Below are 19,940 nucleotides of genomic sequence, written 5' to 3'. Positions count from 1 at the left end.
GCCGTAGCTAATAAATGACTTTCGACCAGATTCAGCATCAGGCCATCTCCGAATGGGAAGCGTTGCAGCAGAGAACCCACATCCTTGTTGGCACCGCCACATGCGGCAGAGCCGCCGGTTCCCTTGACGTGGTGAGTGCTTTCGAAACAGAGATAAAAAGGCAGAATGCTGATGCCTCCGTTATCCGGGTGGGCTGCATGGGGCTTTGCTATGCGGAACCCCTCGTCGTCATCATCAAGCCGGAAAACTTCAGCGTTTGCTACAACAACATATCCCCGGAAACTGTCCATCGCCTTGTGGAAGGCTATGTGCTGGGTGATGATCCCTGTCTTGAGCTCGCGCTCGGCACCTTCGAGGTAGCCAACGGGCAGGCCCCCTCCATTCCCGAGCTGTCCCGATTTGAACACGAGCAGCGCCTGATACTGCGTCATTGCGGCTACATCGACCCCGAGAATATAAACCACTACATCGGCCGCGGCGGCTACAGCAGCCTGGCCAAGGCACTGGAAAAATCTCCCACGGAAATCATCGCCGAAATCAAGAGATCAGGACTGAGGGGCCGAGGGGGAGCGGGGTTTCCCGCCGGCAGAAAGTGGGAACTGTGTTTCAAGGCACAAGGGCAGCCAAAATACGTCATCTGCAATGCTGACGAGGGTGATCCTGGTGCTTTCATAGACCGCGCCATTCTGGAGAGCGATCCTCACTCCGTAATCGAAGGCATGATTATCGCCGGATATTCAATGGGCACGCCTCACGGCTACGTCTACATCAGGGACGAATACCCGCTCGCAGTCAAGCGCCTGCGGCTGGCGCTGAAGCAAGCAGAGGCAGCCGGTATCCTGGGCCACAATATCCTGGGCAGCAATTTCAGTTTCCAAATCGAAGTCGCAGAGGGAGCCGGTGCCTTCGTCTGCGGCGAAGCCAGTGCCCTGATGTACTCCATAGAAGGCAAACGGGGTATGCCCAGAGTGAGGCCGCCACACTCGACCGAGTCAGGCCTGTGGCAAAAGCCAACGCTGCTTAACAACGTAAAGACCTTCGCCAGCGTGCCACTGATAATCGACCGCGGAGGAGACTGGTTTGCCAGCATCGGGACCGAAGGAAGCAAAGGTACAGCAGTGTTCGCACTGGCAGGCAAGGCAGCTCACACCGGGCTCGTGGAGGTCCCCATGGGTACGACCCTGCGCCAGGTTATCTTCGAGGTCGGGGGCGGGATGCAGGGCAACAGAAGGTTCAAAGCTGTGCAGATCGGCGGACCTTCGGGGGGCTGCCTCCCCGGAAGCTTATTGGACACCCCGGTTGACTTCGACTCGCTCACTGAGGCTGGCTCTCTTATGGGGTCCGGCGGCATGATAGTGCTGGACGAAGACAACTGCATGGTGGACGCCGCCCATTATTTCGTTGACTTCATCCAAAAGGAGTCGTGCGGCAAGTGCACCATGTGCCGACTGGGTACAAAGCAGATGCTGGACATACTGGCTGACATCACCACGGGCAAAGGCGAGATAGAGTCTCTCGACCTGCTCACTGAGCTGGCTCAAGACGTCAGAGCAGGCTCACTCTGCGGCCTGGGCAGGTCAGCACCAAATCCCGTTCTGACTACCCTTCGTTACTTCCGGGATGAATACGAAGCGCATATCACGGAGAAGCGTTGCCCGGCGCTGGTTTGCAAGGAGCTGATCGCCTACTATATACTCCCCGACAAGTGTCATAAGGGGTGCGAACACTGCGTGCTCTCCTGCCCCGTCGAGGCAATTAGCAACGATGAGACAAGAGGCATAAAGGTCATCGACCAGAAAAAATGCACCAAGTGCGGGAGTTGCGTCACCATCTGTCCCACCGAGTACAATGCAGTGATAAAGCTCTCGCCTCCCGATACCGTGCCACAATAGACTTGATGGAGAAAATATGACTCAAAAGAAAACGGGCAATTCACTCGATGCAATATTCACCCCGGCTTCAGTTGCCATCGCCGGCGCCTCTCCTGGTAAGTCCGGGCAGTTGTTTCTCGACAGCGTGCTCGCCTCCGGTTTCAAGGGCAGGGTCTATGCCATAAACTCCAAAGGCGAGGAAATCTCGGGCTTGAAAGCATACACCAGACTCAAAGACATACCCGGGCCCGTTGACTACCTCATCTGCTGCATACCAGCTCCTGCAGTACCTCAACTGATCAGAGACTGTGCAGACAAAGGAGTAAAGGCGGTCGCGGTATTCACGGCCGGCTTCTCGGAAAGCGGAACCGAAGAGGGTAAACGACTGGAAATGGAGGTATCCCGCCTGGCACGGGCCACTGGAGTGCGGGTTATAGGTCCCAACTGCCTGGGAGTATATTCGCCAAAGGTAGGCTTCTCGTACACCTCCGATTTCCCCAGTGAAAGTGGGAACGTGGCCTTCGTTTGCCAGAGCGGCGGCAATTCGGTCTATACCACCCGCGCGGCTATCTATAGAGGCGTTCGCTTCAGCAAGGTCATCTCCTACGGGAACGCGTGTGACGTCAACGAATGCGAGTTGCTGGAATACCTTATTCAGGATGACGAAACCAAGGTCGTGGCTGTATACATTGAGGGAACAAGGGATGGCCCGCGTTTCTATCGAGCCCTGGCGGAGCTTGCCAGAACAAAGCCAGTGGTAGTTCTCAAGGGGGGATATACACAGCCTGGAGCAAAAGCGGCTGCTTCGCACACCGGGTCCCTCTCTGGCTCCGATCAGGTATGGAATGAGATTCTACAGCAGGCCGGGGCCGTCCGCGTCTACAGCCTGGAAGAACTGGTTGATATGCTGGTCACCTTCTCCCTTCTTCGAGTACCACAGGGAAGGAGGGTGGGTATATTCGGTGGTGGAGGCGGAGCCGCTGTCCTGGCGACTGATGACTGGGCCAAACACGGTTTTGTCCTGCCGCCGCTGCCCCAGATAGTGAAGGAGGAGCTCAGAATTTCCGTTCCTAACGAAGCCGGGTTGATCCTGCATAACCCCATTGACCTTTCTTCTTTTGCCTACAGCGAACGTTTCTATACTCTCATCAAGAGGTTGCTGGTCTATGAAGGATTCGCTGACATATCGATAATTCACATCGGTTTCGGACAGGCCGCCTGGTTCTCCGCTTCTGTCTTCGAGGCTGAGATCGATTTCTTCAAGGATGCAGTCACAAAAATATACAGCGAGGTAGACAAGCCTCTGGCGCTGGTGATGCATTATCTCATCACCGGTTGGGACTGGCAGAAGGGGATAGAGGACTTGCAGCGGGGATGCGCCGCGGCAGGCATACCCGTCTATCATTCTATGTCAAGCGCAGCCAAAGCCATTGATCGGTTGCTGCAATATCATGAAAAACGCGCGACTGCAGGAGATGGTAAGTAGAAAGACTGTTATAATCCGGTTAGTCTCATTGTCCATTGTCTGACCCTGATTCTTTGTTTGAGGTGGTGAATAAGATGAAATCTCTAGATTCTGTCTTCTATCCAACGTCCATCGCCATTGCCGGGGCCTCTCCGGGCAAATCAGGACAGTGGTTCCTCGAAAGCATACGTACCTCCGGCTTCAAAGGCAGCATCTATGCCGTCAATCCCAAAGGCATCGAGGTCTCCGGCTTGCTCGCTTACACGAACATCAAAGACATTCCAGGCCCTGTTGACTACGTTATCTGCTGCATACCGGCACCCGCAGTACCGCAACTGGTAAAGGACTGCGCTGCGAAGGGCGTGAAAACGATATCCATCTACACTTCCGGGTTCTCGGAGATCGGGACTGAAGAGGGCAGGCAGCTAGAGAAGGAGATCGCGCGTCTGGCTCGAGCCGCGGGAATACGCATCATCGGCCCCAACTGTCTGGGGGTCTATTCTCCTAAAGTCGGGCTGACCTTTGCATCAGACTTCCCCAGGCGTGTGGGAAAGGTGGCGCTGATGGGACAGAGCGGTGGCAACACCTCCTATCTGCTCCGGGCCTCCAGCCAGAGGGGCGTCCGGTTCAGCAAGGCGGTGTCATACGGGAATGCCTGCGATATCAACGAGACAGACCTGCTGGAATACTTTGCTCAGGACCCCGAGACGGAGATTGTGGCGGCCTACATCGAAGGTGTCAAGAATGGAGAGCGCTTCCACAAAGTCTTGAGCGAGATGTCTACAGTCAAGCCAGTTCTCATTCTCAAAGGCGGGTACACCAAAGCCGGCGGGGAAATAGCCGCCTCACATACCGGCTCCCTGGCTGGCTCTGCCGAGGTCTGGGAGAGCCTGATGCGCCAGACCGGGGCCATCAGCGTCTGTAGTCTGGAAGAGATGGTGGACCTGCTGGTGACTTTCACACTGCTGCCCCTCCCTAAAGGCAGGAATGCCGGCGTGTTCGGAGCCGGCGGGGGCGCCAGTGTTCTGGCCACCGACGAGTTGACCAGCGCTGGCTTCACCGTGCCCAGGCTGCCGCCAGAACTGGTCAAAGAACTGATGGACCGTTTCGGCAACACCGTGGGGATGATCTTCAAGAACCCCATCGACCTCTCCATGGTAGGCTACAGCGAGGGCTTCCACGATGTAATCAAGAGACTCATGACCTATAAGAAAGGCGAGTGGTTCGATTTCAGTCTGATTCACGCCGGTTTCGGCCAGGCGGCGTGGTTCACATCATCTGCATTCGATACCGAAACCGATCAATTCCACGACTTTGTCACCCGGATCTACAAGGAAACGGACAAGCCCCTGGCTCTGGTGCTGCAATTCCTGATCACCAACTGGGACTGGCAGAAGGCCCTGGACTTGCAGCGGGGCTGCAGCGACTCGGGGATGCCTGTCTATCATTCCATGGGAAGCGCCGCTAGGGCGATTAACCGGTTCCTCAGCTACCACGAGGGCAAGCGGGCATCAACGAAATGCGCTTGAGGTTTTTACGAGTGCCTGACTCCTCCTGCATACGATGCAGGCCGTCAACTCGGCACAGTCGAGGTTTGAACAATGGACAAGAATGAGGCACTGGACCTGGTCTTCAATCTTCAGTCTGTAGCCATTATCGGCGTGGCTGCTGGCGATTCCGGATTCAACACGGGGCGGTTGTTCTTAAACCACATCCTCGAGTATGGGTTCAAAGGCAAGATCTATGTGGTCAACGCTAAGGGTGGCGAGGTACTGGGACTCCCAATCTATCCTCATCTGAAGGATATCCCGGAACCGGTAGACTATGTCATCTCCTGCATACCGGCTCCATTCGTACTCCAGTTGATAAAAGACTCGGCTGACAAAGGTGCAAAGGTGATTTGCCTCTTTACTTCCGGGTTCGCTGAATTCGGAACACAAAAGGGCAGGGAACTGGAGAAGGAGGTCCAGCAACTGGCCCAGGCAACAGGGGTGCGCATTATCGGCCCCAACTGTCTGGGGATATATTCCCCCGGGGCGCACTTCTCCTTTGCCCCCGATCTCCCCCACGAGACCGGGCCGGTGTCCTTCATCTGCCAGAGTGGCGGCAATACGCTCTACCTGGTGCGGGCTGCTGCGGACAGAGGCATCCGGTTCAACAAGGTTATCTCTTATGGAAATGCCTGCGACATCGACGAGTCAGACCTGCTGGAATACCTCAGCCAAGATAAAGAAACGAAGATAGTGGCCGCCTATATCGAGGGGGTTAAAGACGGCCGGCGGTTCTATCGCACCCTCCGGAGACTGTCAGCCAGGAAGCCGGTGGTGGTCTTGAAAGGAGGGCGTACACGGGCTGGCGCAGTGGTGGCAGCTTCCCATACCGCCTCACTGGCCGCATCACATGAAATATGGACCAGGGCGGTGCAGCAGGCAGGAGCGATTCCCGTCGACACCCTGGATGAGATGGCCGACATGTTAGTTACCCTCTCTTACATGCCGCCGCTTCAGGGCAAGAAGCTCGCCATGATCGGCGTAGGCGGCGGGGCCGGTGTCCTGGCCACCGACGATTGGGACGAGGCCGGTTTCATCCTTCCCAGCCTGCCTGAGCAGATCAGACAGGCGTTCCGGGTTGCTCTGGGCAATGATGCCGGGACAATCCTGAGCAACCCTGTGGACATCCCTCATCTTGGCTTCGGTCATGAAGCCTTCCACAGTGCTATCGGCAAACTGCATAATTTCGGAGGAATTGACCTGCTGGTCTTTCATCTACCCGTCAGAGGTATTATGCTGTCTATCGCCGTTGCTCCCATTTTACTCGACCGCGAAACCGAGATCATCATCAAGCTGCACCATGAGTCAGGCAAGCCAATAGCAGTAGTGGTGCATTACATGGCTACAGGAGAGGGCTGGCACTTCGCCGCAAAGTATGTTCAGGAATTCTACGAGGATGGCTTGCCAGTCTATTATTCGATAGCCAGCGCGGCCAAGGCCATCGACAGGTTCATCCGCTATCACAAAAACAGAGAAGAAGCGAAAGCCTAGCGCTTAGTTGCAGAAGCAGGCGCTATTTATTTTGTGGAGGGAGACCCTTCGGCTTCGCTCAGGGTGACAAACCGCATCAATGCCAGGGGCTGGAATGGGCCGATCCAAAAGGACTTCCTTACGGTTAAGGAGGAGTAATGCCGAATGAAGTGGTGAACGAAATAAGAAAACAATACGAGCAGGCACTTGCATCTGGTGGTGCTGCGGCGGATGCTCTTAGAGGGGCAACGAAAGTTATCGCTAGCAGGATGTTCCAGCGTGGAAGTGTAATTCTGGAATTCCTGCAGAATGCCGAGGATGCTAATGCACCCGAATTCTCTATTGATTTGTCCTCTGACAAGGTAATCTTCCAGAACAATGGAGACCCGTTCTCGGATAAGGATGTTAAGAGCCTTTGTAGTATTGGAAACAGCGCAAAGCTTATCAGTGGTGGCTATCTTGGCTACTTCGGAATCGGTTTTAAGTCCGCCTTTCGTATTTCCGAGAAAGTCGAAGTTTTCTCAGGGGGTTATGCTTTTGAATTTGACCGCCAGTGTTGGCAGGATAAGGAGCCAGATTTCCCATGGCAAATTGTGCCGCATCCACTTGACGGAACTCCCGGAGGCAAGGGAGCACGATTCATTTGCACCCTAGATTCTGGAGAAAAAGGGCAACGGTCAATACAAAGCCTTCTTGAGAGAGCGGAGCATTTGGGACGCGCTTTTATGTTTCTCAAAAAGGTCAAGAAACTGGAATGGAACGATGCGGTAAACGGTAAACCGAGAACTTTTACAAAGACGGTTGAACATGAATCGGACGTGTTAAACGACCAAAATACCAAACAACAAGAATTGACACTTCATTTGGGCTCAGACAAAGAGAAATGGCTGTTGTTCAGACGTACTGTGCCAGTGCCACCAGCAATTAGGAACGCGCCAGAAACGATTGAGGCCGGACGAGAGCAACTGACTGGACGTGAGATTGTCCTAGGATTTCAGCTTGACGATGAAAGAAAGCTTAAAAAAGCAGCTGGTGCTAGTATCTATGGTGGTATTTTTAGTCACTTACCATTGACTGCTGAACAGGCTAATCTCCCGTTCATAATACAGGGCGACTTCGTTTCTGAGGGTGGACGCGACGCTTTGGATGAAGCCCACCCTTGGAATCACTGGATGTTACGCAGCGCTGCTGACTTGCTTGCCGATGTTGCCGAAGTATTCAAGAGTCATGCGGTCTGGCAATATCAATTCCTAGATTTGATGCTTGGTCAAGTTCCGGCGACAGCATCTGTCAAACAACATTTTTTTGAGCACCTCAAGACAAAACTGAAAGAGCGCGAAGTAGTCCTTACAGATGATAATAATTGGATAAAGCCCACATCGAGTCTCGTACAAGAAAAATCATTAGACGAATTTTGCAAGGCGATTGGAAGTATTGGTTGGCAGGAAGTCTCTACCCCAGACAGATGGTTCGTAAATCCCAACATAGTTAATCGCACCGTAATAAGGGACCATTTGGGCGGCACGCGTCTTACCAGTGAAGAAGTAGTAGTCGTCCTTGCGAGTGAAAATTGGAATGTGTTCTTGGCAAATCGAACCAAAACTGAGAATGCACCAATATGGTTCCAGAGACTTTATCAAGGACTAGCAGGATTGCTTGCTCACCGGGTGTCGGCCTACAAAGGTAAACCCTGGGTTCTGACAGCTGACTTGATAACTGTTACTGGCAAAGAAGCTAGGTTGCCCAGTGAACATATTGACAATGTTCCCGATAGCCTATTGGGCCTTGTATTCAAACTCTCTCCGAATGCAATTGTACATCCCGAAGTGTTGCAAGATGCTGACAACAAAACCAATGAAATCGTGAAGACATTCTTGAACGCACTTGATGTTGGAAATACTACTATAGATTGGTTTGTGGAGAAAAAGCTATTGCAACTTATGGAAACTGCCAACTGGGAAGACGTATCAGAAGTTGAGAAGACTAATGCCATTCAAGTCATCTTGAAGTGGTTTTCATTAAATCCCAACAAGGCCAAGAGCACGCTAGCTACTTGGAATGCTTCCACAAAGCTAAAACTGCTTACGAAAAAGAAAGGTGTTTGGCATCAAGCCGGGAAACTCTACATGCCAACAGAATGTGGCGGTAAACTGGAAGCACTCTTAGCACCTTCAGGAGGACATCCTGAATCATTCGTGAACGCACATGCAATTTCTGGGAAAGACGATATTGATGACATTGATGAATGCCTTGCATTCCTGCAAGCGGTGGGCATAGCTTCTGAACTCCGGCTTATCACGGCACAGACTATTGTTGAGACAAAGCTTGTTACTGAATTAACTAATGAGGTAAGCCAAGGACTTGTGGGTAAGAAAGTTCAGTATCAGACTATTGAATTCCTGCAAGCCCTTTTCGAAACCTGGTCACCTCTCGATGGTGACAATTTGTTTACATATCTGGCCTCTCACTGGTCAAAAGGGGGAAGTGAACGGGGACTATTCGAGAGTCCAATGGCATTCATAATCGAGCCAGATGGGCGACTAACATACATACCTGGTTGGTCACCATTGTTGGCAGCAGCTCGACTTGGTAATTGGATTCCCACAGACGAAGGTCTGAGGTCGCCATTAGCGCTTCACCAGAAACCAGCCTTTTGTCCCATTGAAGCAGATAAAGCAATTGCCCATGAACTGGCACCTCTCGTACAGGGTGAATTAACAAATGTGAGCCTGGACTTTCTGGTTTTCTGTGGAGTTAGAGACACGAGGCAAGGTCTTAATGAGATTGACCTCGTATTACTTCTTCGCTTGTTATCAGGAAGTGCCTGGCCAAAAGAAAAGGCGGAAGCGCGGTCAAAGTCTATCTTTAAGCGTCTCTCGAATATTAACATCGGACTATCCGAACATAAAGATGTACCTGTAATGACCAATTCCGGCAATTGGATGCCGGTTGGACAAACATATGTGAATGATTGCCCGGAAACAGAATTATTCCAGAATGATTTACCTTTTGCTTGGATTCCGCAAGATGATGTAGAGCAATATCGTTCTGTGTTATATTCGATTGGCGCCCATTCAGCGGCCAAAGAATTAACCAATACAAACACCGCACGCATACCTCTTGGTAAGTACCCTTTTATTTCTGTTCTGATCGAACTTGCAGGTATTAATGGAGTTATAGTTGAGCGATATGGCTATTTGTCGTTGACTATCAGTCTGGGAGGTTATGACAAGAATATCCCGAAGTCTTTGCTTGTGGAGGATTTGGGGAATGGCATCGTACGAGTTCTATTACACAAGGATTTCGCAGCAGGGGACGCCGAAATTGCACAGTTACAGGATGGCATGGTCAAATGTGCACCTATGGTCAATTTGCACAATGTAGATATAACCGATGTCGTAGAACGAGTGGCAGTTGAAGAAGTAAAGCACCGGGAAATAAGCCAAAAAGGTCAAAATCTTACTGTTGCCGCTATTGGCACTGGGTTTGATTTTCATTGTTCTGGGGCTCAGGGTAATTACAAAGTGGAAGTGAAAGGGCGCAGTGAGAGAGGCGACGTAACTCTTATGGGAGAGGAACCCAATTCGGCTAACCAATGGGGTAAGAATTACTTGCTCTACGTTGTATATAATTGCCGGTCACCGGAGCCGCAAATAAAACAGGCGAGAGATCCAGCAAAAGAGTGGGAAGAACGAAATTCAAAGAGCTACGTAGTTCCAGAGAAAACGTGGTCAACTTGGTAACATATATGCATGTGGTTTACCTATAAAATTCGTTTTCAAATCCGATTACTACATAGTGTACGACAAGTACAAGGGAAGCACAGGACAGCGACTGGAACAAAGACTACGTCCGGGCGCAGTTGACGCTAAGTGAATTGCCCATGAGCTTTTCTATAGTCTTCAACTTGGTCACCAAGCAGGTCCAGGAGTTTGAGGTCAACACAACAGAAGAACTATTCGGTTGGTGCCGCTGGGGCGGTGCAATAGTACTGAACGATGCGGCCGAGACCTGTGGCAGATGCGAGAACTCGCTGTTCGACAGCTAGCTGCAAATGTGGCACCCGATTGCCCAGAGGCAACATCTCTCGCAGCGGGAGCATAGCGAGTTCGCTCCACTGGTGCCACAGAGCCTTTTATCCTCTAAAGGTGCCAGAACCAAATCCTTTTTAACACAGCCAATTCTATTATTGGTAACACATCGCCCACTGTGTCATTCTGAGCGCAGCGAAGAATCTCGATTGTTACGCTGACTTGTGCCCAAGCACTAGCTTGGGCTGACCGGGGTTGCGAACCTGAAAGCCATACGCCTAAGTCTGCCCTTTTGGCCTTTCCTTTGCACTCTCATTAGCGATCATCTCTGCTGCCAACGGCACAAATTCTATCCCGCCGTCTATTTCAAACAGCCTGCCGGTCACCCAGTCGGAAGCAGACGAAGCCAGATACAGAGCAGCCAGCGCTATATCCTCGGGTTTGCCCAAGCGTCTCAGGGGAGTATTAGCCACGATCCTGTCTTTCACAGGTTCGAGCGCCGGAGCACTGCCCTCGGTCAAGACAGCACCGGGCAGGATGGCGTTTACCCTGACGTAGGGAGCCAGTTCCCAGGCCAGCGTCAGCGTGAGGGAGTTGACGCCCGCCTTCGCAGCACCATAGGCCATCATGCCGGGGCAAGGGATTTGGGAATCCCTAGTGGAGATGTTGACGATAGACCCCGACTTCTGCTCCAGCATCACCGCTGCTACCGCCTTGCTGCAGAGAAAAGTGGTGGTGAGGTTTTCCCGCACAATAGCCTCCCAGGCAAGCTGATTCGTCTTCAAGCTCGGCCTGAATGGGCTGCCTCCGGCATTATTGACCAGGATATCGATGCGACCGAATTCCTGTTTAGCCTGGTTCACCATTCTGTCCACCTGCTCGCCCTCCCGAACGTCGCAAGGTATGGCCAATGCCCTGCGCCCCAGACGTTGCACTTCAGCCACGGTGGACTCCATCTGCCCAGCCGTCATATCAACGCAAACCAGATCAGCACCGGCCTCAGCAAAGGCCAGCGCAATACCCTTGCCTATCCCTCTCCCAGCACCGGTAACGATGGCCACCTTACCAGTCAGAGCAAACCTATCCAGAATCATCTCGACCACCTCCAGGAATCTGAAACTCTGGAGCGAAACCCTACTAATGCTTAGTTGCAGAAATAGGCGTTATTCGCTTTGTGGGAAGAGACCCTTCGCTTTCGCTCAGGGTGACATACCACATAAATATCAGGTTAACATATTGCGTAAATGTTAGGGTAACATATTGCATAAAGGTCAGGGTGACAAACCGCATAAAAGTCAGGGTGACATATTGCCCACTGCGTCGGGTCATCCTTCTACGGAAGGACGACGGCCACCGCTCTTAGGTGTAATTCTGAGCAAAGCGAAGCAATCTCCAGGCCATGGTAGCACTGTTTTTGAGATTGCTTCGGCACCTTGTGCCTCGCAATGACACTGAAATCAGCCACTAGAGTCGTCCCCCGTTGACGCTCAACGTCTGACCAGTGATAAAGCCGGCCCGATCCGATGCTAGGAACAATATGGCTTCAGCAACTTCCTGCGTCTCAGCCAGACGACCCAATGGATAATTGGCTCTAAACGCCTCCTCTGTTCCAGCCCCATAACTCGGTGACCTGACCAGTGCCGCATTCACCACATTGATCCTGACGCCATATGGTCCGATTTCCTTGGACAGACTGCTGGCAAAAGTCATAATAGCAGTCTTGGCCGAGGCATACATCACTTCACCAGCCGGCGCCATCTTGCCCGAGTCTGAACCCATGCACACAATACTGCCATTCCTCTGCTTCATCATAGTGCCAAGCACAGCCTTCGCAGCATTGACCACTCCCCAGAAGGTTACATCCACCTGCTTCTGCAACTCCTCCGGTGTGGAATGAGCGAAGTCCTTATGCATCATGTAAGCGGGGATCGTGACCAAGATGTCAACCTTGCCAAACTCAGTAAAGGCTTTGTTCACCATCTCGACACAATCACTGATTTTGGTCACATCAGCGTAGGTGGGCATCGATCGAACGCCCAGAGCACTGACCTGCCTAGCCACCTTATCTGCCCACGACCGGTCGATATCATTGGTCACTACATGGGCGCCTTCCCGGGCCAACTCCAGGCAAACGGTGGTACCGATCCCGTTGCCACCAGCGCCTGTAACTATAGCCACCTTATCCTTCAAATTCAGGTCCATCGCACAATCTCCTCTTTCGGTTCTCTTCCTTAATCCGTGGATCACTTCGCGTTAATGTCATTCCCACGCCCTTCCTAAGAAGAGGGAATCCAGGGGGAGGCCAAGGGAATATAGTACCACTTCTCTGGATTCCTGTCCTTCTGCGGAAGGATGGGTGATGGCTGATAGCTCATGGCTCATGGCAGAGATTGCTTCGTCGTCCCTCCGCAGAGGGATGACACCCACTTTGAGAATCCACGGACTTGGGCTTCTTACTCACTACTGGCACATTGGCTATATGCCCGACTCCGAGCATTCTCTAGGCCCGCCCAAACTCCCTTTCTAACCGGCCTGAGCTGAGATGAATCATGGTAGGGCGACCATGGGGACATGTGCGCGGGGAAACTGCCTTTTCCAGTTGTCTTATCAGCCCTTTCATCTCTTCCTGGCTCAGGAGCTGTCCCGCCCGCACAGCGCCATGACAGGCCAGCGAACGGGCTATCCTCCCCTCCACCTTAGTCGTGTCGGCTTCATCATCCAGAGAGTCAAGGGTCTCCTTCACCGCCTCTGCGATCCCCTTTCCAACCAGCATAGCCGGAACAGCCCGCACCAGGTAAGTCCTATCGCCAAATGGTTCAATAGTAAAGCCAAACTGGGCCAGCAACTCCCCTCTGTCCTTCAGCAGTTCCCCCTGTTTCAAGCTGAACTCAACAGTCACTGGCTCCAGAAGCGACTGGACTTCCACCGTCCTTTGTGTCCACTCGGCCAGTATCTTATCAAAGAGCACTCTTTCGTGGGCAGCATGCTGGTCAATCAGATACAGCCCGTCAGGTCCCTCCGCAATGATGTAGGTGCTGGCTGCCTGTCCCAGCACCCGGAGAACAGGAACCTCCGAGCGGGCAGCCTCCGGCATCAGTGGCAAGGTTGCTATGGGTTTTTTATCAGCGACTGGCCTTTCCGCCGTTCTATGTTCAGGGGTTGAGAAGAAGGTGTCGGCAGACCCTATTTCAGGTACGGGAGCTTTTTCTGCAAGCACGCTGCGCACTGCTCCCAAAACCGCGTTGAAGACAACCGGTTCCTGGGAAAATCTGACCTCTCGCTTAGTAGGATGGACATTAACATCTACCGATTGCGGCGGCATAGAGAGATTGATGACAGCGATGGGATATCTCCTCACCCCAAGCCAACCTTCATAAGCCTTCTCCACCGCCCCAGCCAGCAGGCGACTCTGCACCCACCGCCTATTGACGAAGAAGCTGAGATAGCTGCGAGTGGCGCGACTGACCGAAGGCGGACTGACGTAGCCGCTGATCACCGGGGCAAGGCCGCCCTCCTTTGCACTTCCTTTGATCTCCAGCATGGCCTGAGCTGTCTCCAGGCCATATATTTCCGCCAGGGCGTCCCTCAGCTTGCCACTCCCGGGAGTACGGAGAGCAGTCCTTCCGTCAACAGACAGGGTGAATCGTACACCAGGAAAGGCTAAACAATACTGGCTGACGAGATTGGTGATCTGGTTACTCTCAGTCGTCGCCGATTTGAGGAACTTCAGTCGAGCCGGGACATTGCGAAATAGATGGCGCACCGTGACCGTGGTGCCCCGGGGGGAGGCTCTAATTTCTTTTTTGATTACCTTGCCATCGCGCAAACAGAGGTAAGTACCAGATAGATCCTCTTTGCTGCGGGTGAGCATCTCTACCTGGGCCACCTGAGCAATGCTGGATAAGGCCTCTCCTCTAAATCCAAGCGAAGTGGTATTCTCCAGGTCAGCCAGATTAGTGATCTTGCTGGTGGCATGTCTTTCAAAGGCCAACTCCACCTCATCACTGGAAACACCCGTCCCGTTATCCGCCACCTTGATGAGGTTCACCCCACCACCCACCACCTCTATATTGATCTGAGATGCACCGGCATCGAGAGAGTTCTCCAACAGCTCCTTGCCCACGGAAGCCGGCCTCTCCACTACTTCACCGGCAGCTATCTTGGAGACAACGTCTGGGGATAGAAGATGTATAGGCATTCTCTCAGTTTCCCTGGTTCACCATTTTACCATGTGGTTTCTGTAAAACCGCAATCCACACAGTCGTAGGGGCTGAACCCACCCTACACCTCTCCCCAGGGGCGACTCACGAGATGCTTGTGGATGGTTTGAAAAACAGAAGGCCCACCCTTAAGACCCGGGATTCCCGGCACGGCGGCGATAGTACTGGTTGACATTGGCAATAGCCCTGGCTGCCCGCTCCACAGAGGGATACACTGGTATCCCTGCATCAGACAGCCTGTACTCAATATCCAGCCGCTCCGCATCAGATGACCCCGGCGGAGAGATCACAATAATGGGCTTACTTTGCTTCCGGCTGGATTTCACAATAACACCATTGATGAGATCCGCCACTCCCTTGGTCATGAATCCTACCAGCAGATCGGCATTCTCATAGATGGCGATGATGTCGATATGAGGTTCATTAGCCACCAATTCAATAGCTCTCTCGAACGTCTGCAAATCACCGGGGCGCTGACTGACATCCAGCGGATTGACCAGGACACTGCCCACCTGGCCGAGAAGCCCCAGCAACTCCCGCCGCGTTCTCTCGGTGAAAGGAGAGACATCAATTCCAAGAGCAGCACAGGCATCGGCAGTCATAACCGCCTCACCACCGCCACCGTCGGTGAGCCCACAGATAATGCCCAGGTTAGTTCTCTCAAGCCTGCCAACTCTCTGGAAAAGGAGGAGGGTATCCGCCAGTTCGTCCAAACCTCTGACCTCGATAGCCCCTGCCTGTCTCAAAGCTGACGACCACAGAGCAGCCGAGGCTGCCAGAACTCCTGTATGAGAGTTAACCGCTCTGGCTCCCGCTGCCGTCCGGCCCCCTTTCCAGACTACTACAGGCTTCTTCCCCGAAGTAGCCTTCATGGTCTGAACCAAGCGCCGGCTATCCCGCGGTACTTCCAGATAGAGGCCAATGACACTGGTCTTGGGGTCAACAGCCATGTATTCCAGAAAGTCAGCACTGCCCAGATCGCAACAATTGCCGATGCTGATCACCTTGCTGAAACCAATCCGCCGACTGGTGGCAATCTCCATCATCTTCCCGGCATGCCCACCACTCTGAGAGATGAAGCCTGCCGAACCCACCCTACCCAGCAAAGTTGATGGTCCGTAGGGTATCCCGTGTTCGGGACAACAGACACCGATACAATTGGGGCCAATGATCCTGAACCCTCCCTCCCGCGCCCGTCTCGCCATCTCCTCCTCCACCCGGACCCACTCAGGTTTGCCCGTCTCCCGGAATCCGGCGGTGAAGAAATAGATGGCCCCTATCCCCTTGGCAGCACAATCGTCCAGGAGATCGAGGACAAAGTCCCTGGGGATGCAGCAGACCACCAGGTCCACCGGGCCCGGAATTGCCTTCATAGTGGGGTAAACTCTGGAACCAAATATCTCACCTCCACTGGGGTTGACCGGATAGACCGGGCCCTTGAAGCCAGAGTCAACCAAGCCCTTCACCCACCGGGAGCCCATCTTCCGCTCATCCTTGGAGGCACCGACCACTGCAATGGAACGGGGATAGAAGATGCGCTCGAATTCCTGAAGTCTCTTCTCAGACAACTTGACCTGCACTCGCTAACCCTCCAGCCATCGCTTACCTGGCCTGGGAATCCGCCCTGTAATCAATTGTCCTACACCGATTCCCTTAGGCGATTCCTATTCTAATGCTTCACTCGCCCTCGGACAAATAGGCCCGGCCTGAACCCATCTCAATATATCCGTCAGGTCGTCCTTCTGCGGAAGGATGACAGTCACCAACCACCAAGAACGGCTGGCAGCATTACAATCTATCACGATATAATCGTCCTGCATGGTAGTTTTTTGATAGTTTTTGATCACCCCCTGTGATATCTTATTAGTGAGAGCACACCAAAGGCCGATCCACAATAGACGATCCCGGGGGATCGGAAACCCACCGCAGAGGAGGAAGAAGATGTTACAGGGAGGAGTGCCTATAGGCAAATACTTCGGCATCCCCGTGAGGTTGCACTGGTCCTGGTTCATCATATTTGGATTGGTGACCTACTTCCTGGCCATAGATTTCCATGACCTTTACCACTGGAGCACGGCAACAAACTGGCTCATCGCAGCGACTACCAGTATCCTTTTCTTTGCCTCGGTGCTGGCCCACGAGCTAGCCCACAGCCGGGTGGCACAGGCTGCAGGCATGCAGGTCAGCGCTATTACCCTGTTCATCTTCGGCGGGGTATCCCAGCTCACCCAGGAGCCGGGAAAGCCCGGCACTGAGTTCCGCATGGCCATAGCCGGGCCAGCCACCAGCCTGGTGCTGGGAGGTATATTCCTGGCGACTTACTTCACCACCAGAGACTCCATCGAGCCATTGGCAGGCATGTCCTTCTGGCTCGGCTATATCAACCTGATGCTGGCCGCATTCAACATGATTCCCGGATTCCCCATGGACGGAGGGCGAGTGCTGCGCTCCATCCTCTGGTGGCGCTCAGACAATCTGAGAAGAGCTACCAGAACCGCCTCAACCATCGGCAGAGGCTTCGGCTACCTCTTTATCTTCGGCGGCATCTTTCTGATTTTCCAGGGGCGAGATTACTGGTTCAACGGTTTGTGGATAATAGTTGTCGGCTGGTTTCTGGATAACGCTGCTGTGGGAAGCTACCGGCAGGTGGCCCTCCAGGACATGCTTCGAGGCCACAAGATCAGCGAACTCATGACCAGCGATTGCCAGGTGGTTTCCCCCAGACTCACTGTGGCAGAACTGGTAAACGACCATATCCTGACCTCCGGCCGCCGCTGCTTCCCCGTAGTAGAGGACGGCCGGGCGCTGGGGATGATCACCATGCATAATGTGAAGGTGGTCCCCCGTGAAGTCTGGTCTAGTAGAAGCGTGAGGGAGGTCATGACACCTATGGACAAACTGAAGTGGGTAAGGCCGGACGACGACCTGTCTAACGCCATGCAACTGCTCACTGACGAGGACGTTAATCAACTGCCGGTAGTGGAGAACAACAACATCGTCGGCATGGTCGCCCGTGATAACCTGTTGGCCTTCATCCACACCCGCGCCGAGTTGGGGATGTAAACAACCAGAAATCATTCTCTTGACCGCGTGTCTAAAGGAGAAATCACCAGTTTGGAAGAGGAGCGTGCTTCACTTAAACCACTGGAAGGAATCAGTGCCCTGGAATGGGGGGCGTTCCATGCCGGACCAGGGGCGCTCGCCATCCTGGGCGATCTGGGGGCAGAGGTGATAAAGATAGAGCAGCCGAAGGTGGGAGACCCCTTGAGACGCCTGTCTCGTTTCGGCAAGGTCTGGGTTTCCAAAAACGGGTTGAGTCTTTTCTACGAGGGCGCTAACCGCCACAAGAAGAGCATCACCCTGGACCTGAGCAAAGAGGAGGGCAAGCAGATTGCCTATCGCCTAGTGTCCAAATGCGCCATCTTTCTCACCAACCTGCGCCCCAAGACGGTAGAGAATATGAGAATGACCTATCCCGTACTGCGTCAAATCAATCCCAAACTGATCTATGCTTCAGTCTCCGCCTATGGTTCCAAAGGCCCGGACAGCCAGCAGGGCTGCTTCGATTTTCAGGGACAAGGAAGGTCGGGGATGATGTACTGCATGGGCGAACCAGACATGCCGCCTTTGCTCGTCCAGTTTGGGCTGATAGACCAGGTTACAGCCATTATCACCAGCCATGCCCTCCTGACCGCCCTGTTTGCCAGGGAGCGCACCGGCATAGGTCAGGAGCTTCAGCCCTCCCTCCTCGGCTCCGCCATGTTCCTCCAGTACTTCAACGTCCTGAATGCGCTCACCATGGACCAGGAAGTCCCCCGACATCAGCGCAGGTCAACAGACCCGATGAGGAATTACTATCAATGCCGGGACGGCAAGTGGATTTGCCTCACTCTATCCTACCATCCATGGAACTGGAGGGAATTCTGCCGTGCCATCGAGCATCCGGGGCTGGAAACCAACCCCAAGTTCGATACACGGGAGAAAAGGATGGAACACTGTGAGGAACTGATCGACTTCCTGGACAAGGTCATTGCCACCAAGACGCAAAAGGAGTGGCACCGTATTCTGGTGGAACACGATGTCTTCTGTACCCCAGTCAATACGCCTCTGGGCTTGAAGGACGACCCCCAAGTATTGGCAAACTCTTATATCGTCGATTTCGATCACCCCGTCTTTGGTAAAGGCATGGTCCCCGGCTATCCGATCCATTTCAGTGAAACGGCGGCGGATACCCGAGGCCTGGCACCGCAATTGGGTGAGCATACCGAGGAAATCCTGAGAGATATCGGGGGTTACAGCGATAGTGAGATAGCCCGCTTCAGGCAGACTGAAGTGATCTAGAACTGAGATAGCCTCAATCGTGGCGCCAGGGTGTCTTGAGGCGCAGCGCCACCAGAATCAGAACTGCAGTCACCACGGCCACGAGGTACAGACCGCACCCTACTGCCAGGCCAAGGGCAGCCACGGACCAGACTGTGGCTGCGGTGGTGATCCTGCTACACCCTTTTCACTGTGAACAATGACCCCTGCACCCAGGAAGCCAACACCCACCACAATACCCGCAGCGATTCTGGAGGGATCCGCCGGTGCATCGAGGCCGGCGAAGCCGTAGATGGAGGTAATAGTGAACAAAGCCGCTCCCATGCAAACAAGGATATTGGTGCGGAGTCCGGCGGGTTTAGAAGCGCGCTCTCTCTCATAGCCGATGACGCCGCCCATGACCGCGGCTATCAGTAGACGAAGCACCCCATCCAGTTCTATCCATGGTGTAAGGCTCCAGACTTCCATCAGGAAGTTCCTCTTCGCAGCAAATTAAGGGGCACCCTCACAGGCCATATAGAAGTTGTCATGATGAAGCACATTATAATATAAGTCGCAGCAGACTGCACATTAGGCCTGAATCCGTGGATCCTTCCACATGTCATCCACATGTCATACCTGTCCACCCGTTCCCCCTCCCCTGGCGGGAGGGAGGTAGAGGGAGGGGGAAACATCACCCTCACCCCCGCCCTCTCCCATCGAAGGGAGAGGGAATTACGGACATTCCTCTCTGGATTCCCCCTTCTTAGCCAGGGCTGGGAATGACGTGGTCAGGTCGTCCTTCCACAGAAGGATGACACCCACCTCGAGAATCCACGGACTATAGTTGGACCACTTAGGGACTGTCACTAAATAACCATTGCAAGTTATAGTATTCTATGCTATATTTAGGACATGGATACGCATTTGATCAAACAACGATTTGAAGCCTTGGCAGGCTTTCTTGATGAGCGTCTTCGGAGGATTGTGGCTGCAGCGGAAGCCACCGCTATTGGCTATGGTGGGATTTCCAT

At 53.4% G+C, this 19,940-nt stretch carries 14 protein-coding genes; 8 read left to right on the top strand and 6 right to left on the bottom strand.

Annotated elements, in window-relative coordinates:
- Window positions 1–14 precede the first annotated feature (14 nt).
- The 6 genes from NTZ04_06685 to NTZ04_06660 all read left to right on the top strand — a co-directional run bounded on the left by NTZ04_06685 (window position 15) and on the right by NTZ04_06660 (window position 10,404).
- Window positions 15–1,892: an NADH-quinone oxidoreductase subunit NuoF gene (locus NTZ04_06685; GenBank protein ID MCX5991994.1), complete on the top strand. Its 1,878-nt coding sequence runs from the start codon at window positions 15–17 to the stop codon at window positions 1,890–1,892.
- Window positions 1,893–1,908: 16 nt separating this feature from the next.
- Window positions 1,909–3,357, top strand: coding sequence for a CoA-binding protein (locus NTZ04_06680; GenBank protein ID MCX5991993.1), 1,449 nt, complete (start codon window positions 1,909–1,911; stop codon window positions 3,355–3,357).
- 74 nt (window positions 3,358–3,431) lie between these two features.
- Window positions 3,432–4,865 carry a CoA-binding protein gene (locus NTZ04_06675; protein ID MCX5991992.1) on the top strand — a complete coding sequence of 478 codons (1,434 nt, stop codon included), beginning with the start codon at window positions 3,432–3,434 and terminating at the stop codon, window positions 4,863–4,865.
- A gap of 72 nt (window positions 4,866–4,937) precedes the next feature.
- Window positions 4,938–6,377: a CoA-binding protein gene (locus NTZ04_06670; GenBank protein ID MCX5991991.1), complete on the top strand. Its 1,440-nt coding sequence runs from the start codon at window positions 4,938–4,940 to the stop codon at window positions 6,375–6,377.
- A gap of 137 nt (window positions 6,378–6,514) precedes the next feature.
- Window positions 6,515–10,099: a DUF3883 domain-containing protein gene (locus tag NTZ04_06665; GenBank protein ID MCX5991990.1), complete on the top strand. Its 3,585-nt coding sequence runs from the start codon at window positions 6,515–6,517 to the stop codon at window positions 10,097–10,099.
- 140 nt (window positions 10,100–10,239) lie between these two features.
- Window positions 10,240–10,404 (top strand): hypothetical protein, encoded by a 165-nt coding sequence (locus NTZ04_06660; protein MCX5991989.1) that lies wholly within the window; start codon window positions 10,240–10,242, stop codon window positions 10,402–10,404.
- Window positions 10,405–10,665: 261 nt separating this feature from the next.
- Here the strand turns inward: NTZ04_06660 and NTZ04_06655 are convergent, their stop codons facing one another.
- The 4 genes from NTZ04_06655 to NTZ04_06640 all read right to left on the bottom strand — a co-directional run bounded on the left by NTZ04_06655 (window position 10,666) and on the right by NTZ04_06640 (window position 16,187).
- Entirely contained in the window at window positions 10,666–11,481 is an 816-nt protein-coding gene (locus tag NTZ04_06655) for a glucose 1-dehydrogenase (GenBank protein MCX5991988.1), read from the bottom strand.
- Window positions 11,482–11,851: 370 nt separating this feature from the next.
- On the bottom strand, window positions 11,852–12,589 hold the full coding sequence (locus NTZ04_06650; GenBank protein MCX5991987.1) for an SDR family oxidoreductase: 738 nt from the start codon (window positions 12,587–12,589) through the stop codon (window positions 11,852–11,854).
- Between the two features lie 298 nt (window positions 12,590–12,887).
- Window positions 12,888–14,585: a DNA mismatch repair endonuclease MutL gene (gene mutL / locus NTZ04_06645; GenBank protein MCX5991986.1), complete on the bottom strand. Its 1,698-nt coding sequence runs from the start codon at window positions 14,583–14,585 to the stop codon at window positions 12,888–12,890.
- A gap of 150 nt (window positions 14,586–14,735) precedes the next feature.
- Window positions 14,736–16,187: a CoA-binding protein gene (locus NTZ04_06640; protein MCX5991985.1), complete on the bottom strand. Its 1,452-nt coding sequence runs from the start codon at window positions 16,185–16,187 to the stop codon at window positions 14,736–14,738.
- 361 nt (window positions 16,188–16,548) lie between these two features.
- Between NTZ04_06640 and NTZ04_06635 the strand changes: the two genes are divergently transcribed.
- Complete coding sequence (locus tag NTZ04_06635; protein ID MCX5991984.1) at window positions 16,549–17,670, top strand: site-2 protease family protein; 1,122 nt, start codon at window positions 16,549–16,551, stop codon at window positions 17,668–17,670.
- A gap of 51 nt (window positions 17,671–17,721) precedes the next feature.
- The gene (locus NTZ04_06630; protein ID MCX5991983.1) at window positions 17,722–18,948 is read left to right on the top strand and encodes a CoA transferase; all 1,227 of its coding nucleotides are present in this window, start codon (window positions 17,722–17,724) and stop codon (window positions 18,946–18,948) included.
- Window positions 18,949–18,961: 13 nt separating this feature from the next.
- Here the strand turns inward: NTZ04_06630 and NTZ04_06625 are convergent, their stop codons facing one another.
- Entirely contained in the window at window positions 18,962–19,072 is a 111-nt protein-coding gene (locus NTZ04_06625) for an MgtC/SapB family protein (protein MCX5991982.1), read from the bottom strand.
- A complete protein-coding gene (locus NTZ04_06620; GenBank protein ID MCX5991981.1) occupies window positions 19,048–19,395 on the bottom strand; it encodes an MgtC/SapB family protein in 348 nt (115 codons plus the stop codon). Before NTZ04_06620 ends, NTZ04_06625 begins: the two co-directional genes overlap by 25 nt.
- Window positions 19,396–19,940: the final 545 nt, after the last annotated feature.

Source organism: Chloroflexota bacterium (genome assembly GCA_026389585.1).
In the GTDB taxonomy this organism is placed as follows: Bacteria; Chloroflexota; Dehalococcoidia; order UBA2247; family RBG-13-53-26; genus JAPLHP01.
The sequence above is the reverse complement of the archived record's forward strand: the minus strand, read 5'-3'. Positions and strand labels throughout refer to the sequence as shown.

What these genes read in the sequence shown, in the direction of transcription:
- NTZ04_06675 (MCX5991992.1), top strand. Translation starts at nt 3,432, where the DNA reads ATGAAATCTCTAGATTCTGTCTTCTATCCAACGTCCATCGCCATTGCC.
- NTZ04_06635 (MCX5991984.1), top strand. Translation starts at nt 16,549, where the DNA reads ATGTTACAGGGAGGAGTGCCTATAGGCAAATACTTCGGCATCCCCGTG.
- NTZ04_06650 (MCX5991987.1), bottom strand. Translation starts at nt 12,589, where the DNA reads ATGGACCTGAATTTGAAGGATAAGGTGGCTATAGTTACAGGCGCTGGT.
- NTZ04_06670 (MCX5991991.1), top strand. Translation starts at nt 4,938, where the DNA reads ATGGACAAGAATGAGGCACTGGACCTGGTCTTCAATCTTCAGTCTGTA.
- NTZ04_06680 (MCX5991993.1), top strand. Translation starts at nt 1,909, where the DNA reads ATGACTCAAAAGAAAACGGGCAATTCACTCGATGCAATATTCACCCCG.
- NTZ04_06655 (MCX5991988.1), bottom strand. Translation starts at nt 11,481, where the DNA reads ATGATTCTGGATAGGTTTGCTCTGACTGGTAAGGTGGCCATCGTTACC.
- mutL (MCX5991986.1), bottom strand. Translation starts at nt 14,585, where the DNA reads ATGCCTATACATCTTCTATCCCCAGACGTTGTCTCCAAGATAGCTGCC.
- NTZ04_06685 (MCX5991994.1), top strand. Translation starts at nt 15, where the DNA reads ATGACTTTCGACCAGATTCAGCATCAGGCCATCTCCGAATGGGAAGCG.
- NTZ04_06620 (MCX5991981.1), bottom strand. Translation starts at nt 19,395, where the DNA reads ATGGAAGTCTGGAGCCTTACACCATGGATAGAACTGGATGGGGTGCTT.
- NTZ04_06660 (MCX5991989.1), top strand. Translation starts at nt 10,240, where the DNA reads ATGAGCTTTTCTATAGTCTTCAACTTGGTCACCAAGCAGGTCCAGGAG.
- NTZ04_06665 (MCX5991990.1), top strand. Translation starts at nt 6,515, where the DNA reads ATGCCGAATGAAGTGGTGAACGAAATAAGAAAACAATACGAGCAGGCA.